At 55.2% G+C, this 344-nt stretch carries 1 protein-coding gene; it reads left to right on the forward strand.

Features of this window, described 5'->3' with window-relative positions; translation table 11 throughout:
- On the forward strand, positions 1 to 344 hold a 344-nt coding region (locus KDM89_RS20775), incomplete at both ends, for a M48 family metalloprotease (RefSeq protein WP_212689733.1).

The raw sequence follows: 344 nt of genomic DNA on the forward strand, positions 1-344 counted from the left end.
TTTTCACTCCGGCCTGATACTCGCTGCGCAATCGGAATCAGAACTCGCATCTGTGATGGGGCACGAAATTGGTCATGTGGCACAACGCCATATAGCCCGCATGATCGCGGGTCAGAAATATGATGCGTTTATCCCTTTGGCTGCACTCGCACTGGCAATTTTAGCTGCCCGCTCCAGCCCCGATGCCGCGATGGCAGTGGCCGCTGGCGGGCAGGGGCTCGCTATCCAGAAACAATTGAATTTTAGCCGCGAGGCTGAACGGGAGGCTGATCGCATCGGCTTTCAGATTTTGCGGGATGCCGGTTTTGACACCAATGGCATGGTTGCTTTTTTTGGCCGCTTAC

It is taken from the genome of Cognatundibacterium luofuense, assembly GCF_018139685.1.
Classification (GTDB): domain Bacteria; phylum Pseudomonadota; class Gammaproteobacteria; order Burkholderiales; family Burkholderiaceae_D; genus Undibacterium; species Undibacterium luofuense.